Raw genomic sequence first — 10,069 nt, 5'->3', positions numbered from 1 at the left:
AGTCCGCGTCGTCTGGTGACGCGAGTGTGGTGCCGTTGGTGGTTTCGGCGAAGAGCGCGGGGTCGTTGGCTGGTCAGGCTGGGCGGTTGGGCGTGTTCCTCGGTGAGGGGGATGCGTTGACCGATGTGGCGGGCGCGCTGGTCGGGCAGCGGTCGCTGTTCCTCGAGCGTGCGGTGGTGATCGCGGGATCGCGCGATGAAGCGCTGGCTGGTCTGGGTGCCGTCGCGCGTGGCGAGGACGCTGTCAACGTGCTGTCGGGTCGCGCCGGGGGCCTTGGGAAGACGGTGTTGGTGTTTCCGGGTCAGGGTTCGCAGTGGGTGGGGATGGGTCGTGAGTTGCTTGATTCGTCGCCGGTTTTCGCGGCTCGGATTGCTGAGTGTGCGGCGGCGTTGGAGCCGTGGGTGGATTGGTCTTTGACTGATGTGTTGCGTGGTGGGGCGTTGGATCGGGTGGATGTGGTGCAGCCGGCGAGTTTCGCGGTGATGGTGGCGCTCGCTGCGGTCTGGGAATCGCTCGGTGTCGTGGCGGATGCGGTGGTGGGGCATTCGCAGGGGGAGATCGCGGCGGCGTGTGTGGCGGGTGCGTTGTCGTTGGAGGATGCCGCGCGGATCGTGGCCGTGCGGAGCCAGGTGATCGGCAAGAGCCTGGCCGGTCACGGCGGCATGGCGTCGGTGGCGTTGTCCGAGGCTGAGGCCCACGAGCGGATCGAGCGCTGGGCCGGTCGTGTCGAGGTGGCTGCGGTCAACGGGCCCTCGTCGGTCGTCCTGGCTGGCGACGCTGATGCGCTGGATGAGGCGCTGAAGGCTTTCGAAGAGCAGGGCGTGCGGGTTCGGCGCGTGGCCGTGGACTACGCCTCGCACACCCGTCACATCGATGCGATCCAGACCGCGCTCGCCGAGGCGTTCGTGGATCTTCGTAGTCTGGCTCCGAGGATTCCGTTCCTGTCCACGGTCACCGGTGAGTGGATCGAGGATGCCGGGGCGCTCGAGGGTGACTACTGGTTCCGCAATCTGCGCCGGCAGGTGCGGTTCGCGCCCGCGATCGAGACGCTGATCGCTCAGGGACACAACGTCTTCATCGAGTCCAGTGCGCATCCGGTGTTGATGCAGCCGATCGCGGAGATCGGCGACGATGCCACCATCATCGCCACCGGATCGCTGCGGCGCGACGAGGGCGGTCTGCGCCGCCTGCTGACCTCGGCGGCCGAGCTGTTCGTGCATGGCGTGCCGGTGGACTGGACCGAACCGCTGCCCGAGGGGGCGGGCGTCGCCGGTGTCGAGCTGCCGACGTACGCCTTCGACCACCAGCACTACTGGGTGCAGGCGGGTGCGCCCGCCACGGACGCGGAGTCGGTCGGCCTGACTGACACCGGTCACCCGATGCTCGGCGCGATGGCGGTTCTGCCGCAGTCCGACGGGCTGCTCTTCACCTCACGGTTGTCGCTGCTCAGCCATCCGTGGCTCGCCGACCACGCGATAGGCGGCTCGGCGGTTCTCTCCGGGAGCGGACTGGTCGAGTTGGCGGTGCGGGCGGGGGACGAAGCCGGGTGTTCGGTGTTGGAGGAGCTGGTGATCGAGGCTCCCCTCGTCGTGCCGCGACGCGGCGGGGCGCGCGTCCAGGTCGTGCTGGGTGGCGCGGCCGAGACCGACGGATCGCGCTCGGTTGCCGTTTACTCCCAGCTGGACGACGAGGCGGGCTCGCTGTGGGTGCGCAACGCGACCGGCACGTTGGCGGTGGCGGTGGAGACGACGTCGGCCGTCAGCACGGGCTTCGACTTCACGGCATGGCCGCCGGCCGGTGCCGAGCCGGTGGACATGAGCACGTTCTATGCGGATCTGATCGAATCAGGGTTCGGCTTCGGTCCGGCGTTTCAGGGATTGCGTGCCGTCTGGCGGCGTGGCGAGGAGGTCTTCGCCGAGGCCGCGCTGCCTGAGGATCTGCGAGGCCGCGAGGCCGCCGACAAGTTCGGAATCCACCCCGCGTTGTTGGACGCTGCGCTGCAGACCGGCATGTTCAGGGCATCCGCTCGAGGCGACGCAGACTCGGATGCGCTGCCAGCACTAGCCTTTGCCTGGAACGGCGTGGAGCTGCACGCCGCCGGCGCGACCGCGTTGCGGGTGCGGGTCGTGCCTTCCGGCCCGGACGCGCTGTCGCTGGAGGCCGCCGACGAGGCGGGCGGCCCGGTCATCACGATGGGTTCTCTGGTCTCGCGGCCGGTGTCGATGGACCAGGTGCATTCCTCGACTGCGGTGGCCGAATCGCTGTTCCGGCTGGACTGGACGGAGTTGCCGACGCTGTCGTTCCCCGCCGAGACGCCGGAGTCCGCCACCGTCTTCGAGGCTGGCGGCGGTGACGGCCTGGAAGCGTCGGACCGGGTCCGGGAGTTCCTGGCGACGGCCGACTCGAAGGCGTTGTCCCCGCTGGTGATCGTGACGCGCGGTGCGATGCAGGTCCTCGGCCCCGAGGACGTCGTCGATCCGGCAGCCGCCGCTGTATGGGGTCTGGTTCGCGCCGCGCAGGCGGAGGATCCGGACCGGCTCGTCCTGCTTGATCTGGGTCCGGCCGATGAACTGCCGGAACTGGGCACGGTGCTCGCCTACGATGAGCCGCAAATCGCGGTCCGCGCAGGAAAGCTGTTCGTGCCGAGGCTGGCGCGCGTCGCCGAGCCCGCGTCCGACGTGGTCTTCGCTTCCGACGCGACGGTGCTGGTCAGCGGGAACGGAGCGATCGCCCGGCATCTCGGGCAATCCGTCGCCAATGTGGTCGTCGCAGACTGCGACATGTCGGATCGCGAGCAGGTGGCGGCCTTGCTGGCGTCGATCCCGGACGAGTACCCGCTGGCCGCCATCGTGCACTCGGTCGACAGCGGTAGTAATGGCAGCAGCGCCATCGACGCGGTCCGGCACCTGGATGAACTGACACGCGCGATGGACGGTCTGAGCGCCTTCGTCGTCTTCTCCTCTGCTGCAGGGGTGCTCGGGGCAGCGGGCCAAGGCGACCTCGCTGCCGTGAGCGCATACCTGGACGGACTCGTGGCGCGTCGCCGTGCCGCCGGACTGCCGGGCGTGGCGGTCGCGTGGCAGCCGAACGACGTCTCCGACGTCTCCGCGCTCGGCGCGGGACGGCTCCTGGACTCCGCGATCGCCTCGGGTGAAGCCCTGTTGGTGCCGCTGGCTCTCGATGTGCGCGCGGTGCGGGCTGCTGGAGCGGTGCCGCCTGTGCTGCGCGGTGTGGTCTCGCCCGGGCGGCAGGCGGCGCTGACCGGCGCGGCGGGCGGCGGTGGCGGGGCGCGGCAGCGCCTGGTCGAGCGGCTGGCCGGACTCGCGCCCGCCGAGCAGATGGCCGCGCTGCTGGACGTGGTGCGCGGTCAGGTCGCGCTGGTACTGGGATATGGGGGGGCCGAGGCGGTTCCGGTCGATGCCGCGTTCAAGGACACCGGGTTCGACTCGCTGACGTCGGTGGAGCTGCGCAATCGCCTGCGTGACGCGACCGGGCTGAAGCTCCCGGCGACGTTGGTGTTCGACTATCCGAACCCGCAGACCCTGGCCGACCACCTCCGCGACGAACTCGACCTCGGCGACAACACGCTCGCCCGCGTGACCTCGAAGATCGCGGATGTCGAGGCGCTGATCGAGGGCCTGAGCCTCGACGCCTCCACGAGATCGGACATCGCGCTGCGTCTGCGGGGCCTCGTGACGAGGTGTCTCGGCGAGCCCGAGCCGCTGGACGCGGCTACCGCGGAGCCGACGGCCGCCGAGCAACTGGAATTCGCCTCGGCCGACGAGGTCATGAGCTTCATCGACGAGGAATTCGGGCGTCTGTAGAAATAGGGATTGAAGAAAACGACATGGCTACGAACGATCAACTGCTCGAATACCTCAAGCGCGTCACGGCGGAGCTGCACACGCTGCGCAAGCAGAACGCGCGCGACGGCACGGCCGACCCGATCGCGATCGTCGGGATGGCCTGCCGCTACCCGGGCGGAGTCTCCTCGCCCGACGACCTGTGGAATCTGGTCGCCGGCAGGGTCGACGCCGTCTCCGGGTTCCCCGAGGACCGCGGCTGGGACTTGGACTCGCTCTTCGACGCCGATCCGGACCGTGTGGGCACCGCGTACACGAGCCGCGGCGGCTTCCTGCGCGGCGCGGGTCTGTTCGACCCCGCGTTCTTCGGCATCTCGCCGCGTGAGGCGCTCGCCATGGACCCGCAGCAGCGCGCGCTGCTGGAGACCTCGTGGGAGGCGCTGGAGAGCGCCGGTATCGACCCGGTCGGCCTGAAGGGCGCCGATGTCGGTGTCTTCACCGGGACGTCCAGCCAGGGCTACGGCGTGGGCGGCGGTGTGGTCGCGGCCGAGGTCGAGAGCTACACGGGCACGGGCGTGGCCTCGAGTGTCGCGTCGGGCCGGGTGTCGTACGTGTTCGGCTTCGAGGGCCCCGCGGTGTCCGTGGACACGGCCTGCTCGTCCTCGCTGGTGGCGATGCACCTGGCAGGGCAGGCGCTGCGTCAGGGCGAGTGTTCGCTGGCGCTGGCCAGCGGTGTGATGGTGATGGCGACGCCGGACACGATCATCGGGTTCTCCCGGCAGCGCGGCCTCGCCGCCGACGGTCGGTGCAAGTCCTTCTCCTCCGGCGCTGACGGCACCGTGCTGTCCGAGGGCTGCGGAGTCGTGGTGCTGGAGCGGTTGTCGGTGGCGCGGGAACGCGGCCATCGAGTGCTGGCGCTCGTCCGGGGAACCGCCGTGAACCAGGACGGCGCGTCGAACGGGCTGACGGCGCCCAACGGCCCGTCGCAGCAGCGGGTGATCCGCCGGGCCCTGGCGACCGCCGGCCTGACCGCCTCGGACGTGGACCTCGTGGAGGGGCACGGCACCGGGACCGCCCTCGGCGACCCGATCGAGGCGCAGGCCCTGCTGGCCACCTACGGCAAGGATCGGAAGCAGGACCAGCCGCTCTGGCTGGGATCGCTCAAGTCGAACATCGGCCACACACAGGCCGCGGCCGGCGTGGCGGGTGTGATCAAGATGGTGCAGGCGATGCGTCATGCGACCATGCCCGCCACCATCAACGTCACCGAACCGACGTCCCAGGTGGACTGGTCCGATGGCGCGGTCGCGTTGTTGACCGAGGCGCGGGCGTGGCCGCGGGGAGACGGCGGTGACCGTCCGCGGCGGGCGGGCGTGTCGTCGTTCGGGATCAGTGGTACGAACGCGCACGTGATCCTGGAGGAGGCGCCGCAGATCGAGGACGCGGTCGCGGCGTCCGTCGATGAGGGTCCGATGCCGCTGGTGGTGTCGGCGAAGAGCGCCGGTTCGCTGGCCGGCCAGGCCGAGCGCTTGAGCGGACTGCTCGAACACGGACGCGACCTCGCGCTCTCGGACGTCGCCGCCGCACTGGTCGATCGGCGCGCGCTGTTGTCCGAGCGCGCGGTGGTGATCGCCGATTCCCGTGACGAGGCACTGGCCGGGCTGGGCGCGGTAGCGCGGGGCGGGCAGAGCCCGATCGCGGTGACGACGACCGGCAGCCCGACCGGATCGGGCGGCAAGACGGTGTTCGTGTTCCCGGGTCAGGGCTCGCAGCGGGTCGGCATGGGACGTGAGCTGTACGCGCGCTACGGCCGTTCGTTCGCCGCCCCGTTCGACGAAGCCTGCGACCTCCTGGACACCCACCTGGAACGTCCCATTCGCGATGTGCTGTGGGGCGGCGCGGGCGGCGTCGACGGCGCGGGCGGTGCGAGTGATGCTGCTCAGCTGCTGGATCAGACCGTCTACACCCAGGCGGGCCTGTTCGTGGTCGAGTACGCGTTGTTCCGGCTGCTCGAGTCGTGGGGTGTGCGGCCGGATGTGGTGCTCGGCCATTCGATCGGCGAGATCACGGCCGCTCAGGTCGCCGGTGTGCTGTCGTCGGCGGATGCGGCGCGGGTGGTCGCGGCGCGCGGTCGGCTGATGCAGGCGTTGCCGGCCGGCGGTGCGATGGTCGCAGTCGCGGCGACCGTCGAGCAGGTCAGCGAGCTGCTCACCGACGGCGTGGAGATCGCCGCGATCAACGGTCCGACCGCGATCGTGCTGTCCGGTGACGAGGACGCGGTGCTCGCGGCAGCCGAGCAGCTGCGGGCGCAGGGCCACAAGACGAAGCGCCTCGCTGTGTCGCACGCGTTCCATTCGCGGCGCATGGAGCCGATGCTGGCCGAGTTCGCAGCCGAGCTTGCTCAGGTGAGCTGGCAGGAGCCGAAGCTGCCTGTGGTGTCAAACCTGACCGGCCGGTTGGTGGAGCCCGGCGACTACGCCGATCCGGCGTACTGGACCGAGCACGTACGGCGCCCGGTGCGGTTCGCCGATGGAATCGCCGCGGCAGCCGAGTTCGGTGGCAGCACGTTCCTCGAGTTGGGACCCGGCGCGGCGCTCACGGCGATGATCGAGGAGTCCGCCCCGGACGCCCGGTGCCTCGCGGCGCTGCGCGATGACCGTTCGGAACAGCGCAGCCTGCTGATCGCGGTGGCCGAACTGTTCGTGCGCGGCGGCTCGGTGGACTGGTCCGCGTTGCTGCCGGCGGGAGCCGGAGCCGGGGTCGAGTTGCCGACGTACGCGTTCGATCATCAGCACTTCTGGTTGCAGTCGAACGGCGCCGCGACGGACGCAGTGTCGTTGGGGCAGGTCGGGCTGGATCATCCGCTGCTCGGAGCCGCCATCGAGCTGCCGCGCTCCGAGGGGCTGGTGTTCACCTCCCGGCTCTCGTTGCGCACATACCCGTGGCTGGCCGACCACGTCATCGGCGGCACCGTGGTCGTTCCCGGCACGGGCCTGGTCGAGTTGGCGGTGCGAGCCGGTGACGAGGCCGGTTGTTCGGTGCTTGACGAGCTGGTCATCGAGGCCCCGCTCGTGGTGCCCGAGCGCGGCGGCGTTCGGCTCCAGGTGACGGTCGGCGCGGCCGGTGCCGACGGAGCGCGCTCGGTGGAGGTGTTCTCGCAGCGGGAGGGCGGATCCGACGAGACGTGGACGCGTCACGCCAACGGCATGTTGGCAACGGCCGCGAAGGATGGTTCGTCAGGGTTCGACTTCGGCACGTGGCCGCCGCCTGGTGCGGACGCCGTCGACATCGGTACCGGGTACGAGGTGCTGGCCGACGCCGGTTTCGGCTACGGCCCGGTGTTCCGGTGTGTGCGTGCGGTGTGGCGACGCGGCGACGAGGTCTTCGCCGAGGTCGCGTTGCCGGAGGACGAGTCCGGCGCGCAGTTCGGCATCCACCCCGCGTTGCTGGACGCGGCGCTGCATTCCACGATGCTGAACGCGGTCGCCGGCGGTCTGGGCGAGCAGGGCCCGGCGGAGGACGGCCTGGGCTTGCCGTTCGCGTGGAACGGGCTGCGGTTGTGTGCAGCGGGCGCGTCCGCGTTGCGCGTGCGGGTGGGTCGGCCGTCCCGTGACGCGTTGTCGCTGGAAGCGGTCGATGAGACCGGCGGGCTGGTCGTCACCCTGGACTCGTTGGTGTCGCGGCCGATATCGGCCGAGCAGCTGGAGGCCGCCGCGGGCGCGGGCCGGGCCGGCTCGCTCTTCCGGGTGGACTGGACCGAGCACCTCTCCGCGGCGGCGGCGACCGAGGCCGCCGCCCTCGCCGTACCGTCGTGGAGCACCGTCGGTTGCGCGGGCGACATCGCAGCACTCGATGACGAGGACGTGCCCGCGGCCGTGGTCCTCGAGGCTTCTGCCGCCGACGGTGATGCGGTCGGGCTCTCGTCTCGGGTGCTGGAGGCCGTGCAGGCTTGGTTCGCCGCCGATGACGGGTCGTTCGAGCAGTCGCGGCTGGTGGTGGTGACGCGGGGCGCGATGCCTGTCGGCGAGGTCGTCATCGACCCGGCCGGCGCCGCGGTATGGGGTCTGATCCGCGCGGCGCAGATCGAGAACCCGGACCGGATCGTGTTGCTGGACCACGACACAGACCTCGGCGCTGGTCTCGAGACGGACCTCGGCGCCGGTCTCGATCCGGTGCTGGGGGCCGTGCTGGCGTCCGGAGAGCCGCAGGTCGCGGTGCGCGCGGGCGCGCTGTACGTGCCCAGGCTCGCGCGCGTCGCGGAACCGGAGTCGGCGGGCGCCGAGCGGCCTTCGTTCGGCTCGGGGACCGTTCTGCTCTCCGGCGCGGGATCGCTGGGCAGCGTCGTCGCTCGCCATCTGGTCACCGCGCATGGCGTACGACGGCTGGTGATGGCCAGTCGGCGCGGCCGGGACGCAGCTGGAATGCAAGAGCTCGTCGATGAGCTGACCGGCCTCGGCGCGGAGGTCTCGGTGGCGGCCTGCGACATGTCGGACCGCGACCAGGTCGCCGCCCTGCTCACCGATATCACGGCGGCGCAGGATCACCCGCTGACCGGCGTGGTGCACACGGCGGGCGTACTGGACGACGGTGTGATCGCGGCGTTGACGCCGGAGCGGATGGCGAAGGTGTTCGCGCCGAAGGTGGACGCGGTGCGGCATCTGGACGAGCTGACGCGAGGCTACCCGGACCTCGAGGCGTTCGTGGTCTTCTCGTCCGCCTCCGGAGTGTTCGGATCCGCGGGACAGGGCAACTACGCCGCGGCCAACGCGGGCCTGGACGGGTTGATGGCGGGCCGCCGGGCCGCCGGGCTGCCCGGGCTGTCGCTGGCGTGGGGCCTGTGGGAGCAGGACGCGGGCATGACCGCGAACCTGGGCGAGGTCGACCAGGCGCGAGTGAGCCGCGGCGGGGTGCAGGCGATCAGCCCGGCCGAGGGCATGGCCCTGCTCGACCTGGCACTCTCCCTCGATGAGGCGCTGCTCGTACCGGTGAAGCTGGACCTGCCGGGGATGCGCGCCGCTGCGGCCGCGGGCACGGGCAATGGGGGACAGGTCCCGCACCTGCTGCGCGGCCTGGTGAGGCCGGGCCGGCAGTTGGCGCGGGCAGCGGTTCCCGGCGGCGGGCGTGGCGAGGGCGAATTGGTCGCGCGGCTGGCCGCGCTCACGCCCGCCGACCAGGCGAAGCTGCTGCTGGATCTCGTCCGCAGGCAGGTCGCCCTCGTGCTCGGGCACTCCGGGCCGGAGGCGATTCGAGCCGAGGCCGCGTTCAGCGACGCCGGGTTCGACTCGTTGACGTCGGTCGAGCTGCGCAACCGTCTGCGCGAGGCGACGGGGTTGAAGCTCCCGGCGACGTTAGTGTTCGACTACCCGAATCCGCAGGCCCTCGCCGGCTACCTGGCCGAAGAGCTCTGCGATCGGGTCGTCGCCGGTGCCCAGGGTCTGACGACGACCCCCGTCGTGGTCGCGGACCCCGACGAGCCGATCGCGATCGTCGGTATGGCATGCCGACTGCCCGGCGGAGTGACCGGACCGGACGACCTGTGGAAGCTGGTGATCGAAGGCCGCGAAGGCATGTCCCCGTTCCCCGACGACCGCGGCTGGGATCTCGACGACCTCGAGCTGAGCATCAGCGAGGGCGGATTCCTCCAGGGCGCGGGGTTGTTCGATCCGGCGTTCTTCGGGATCTCGCCGCGTGAGGCGGTGGCGATGGATCCTCAGCAGCGGGTGTTGCTGGAGGCGTCGTGGGAGGCGCTGGAGAGCGCGGGGATCGACCCGGCTACGCTGAAGGGAACGGACGTCGGCGTCTTCACGGGCGTGTCCCACCAGGGCTACGGGATCGGGGCACCCGAGCCGGAGATGAGCGGATTCGGCTTCACCGGCTCGTCGCTCAGCGTGGCCTCGGGCCGGGTGTCCTACGTCCTCGGCTTCGAAGGCCCCGCAGTGACCCTCGACACCGCGTGCTCGGCCTCGCTGGTGGCCATGCACCTGGCTGCGCAGGCGCTGCGCCAGGGCGAATGCTCGATGGCGCTCGCCGGCGGCGGCACGGTGATGGCGACACCAGCCTCCTTCATCGAGTTCTCCCGACAGGGCGCGCTCTCCTTCGACGGCCGCTGCAAGGCATACGCGGACGGCGCAGACGGTACCGGCTGGGCCGAGGGTGTCGGGGTGGTGGCACTGGAGCGGTTGTCGGTGGCGCGTGAGCGTGGGCATCGGGTGTTGGCGATCATGCGTGGTTCGGCGGTGAATCAAGATGGTGCGTCGAATGGGTTG

The 10,069-nt window shown here is 70.9% G+C and carries 2 protein-coding genes; both read left to right on the top strand.

Translation table 11 applies throughout. From position 1 onward, the window contains the following. Positions 1 to 92: 92 nt before the first annotated feature. Positions 93 to 3,824 (top strand): acyltransferase domain-containing protein, encoded by a 3,732-nt coding sequence (locus tag FCI23_RS51895; RefSeq protein WP_246144871.1) that lies wholly within the window; start codon positions 93 to 95, stop codon positions 3,822 to 3,824. Continuing rightward, a partial coding sequence (locus FCI23_RS61885) for a type I polyketide synthase (RefSeq protein ID WP_407646159.1) occupies positions 3,767 to 10,069 on the top strand: 6,303 nt, incomplete at its 3' end. The genes FCI23_RS51895 and FCI23_RS61885, both read left to right, overlap by 58 nt.

Origin of the sequence: Actinacidiphila oryziradicis, assembly GCF_005047355.1 — a bacterium.
Taxonomy (GTDB): Bacteria; Actinomycetota; Actinomycetes; order Streptomycetales; family Streptomycetaceae; genus Actinacidiphila; species Actinacidiphila oryziradicis.
The sequence above is the reverse complement of the archived record's forward strand: the minus strand, read 5'-3'. Positions and strand labels throughout refer to the sequence as shown.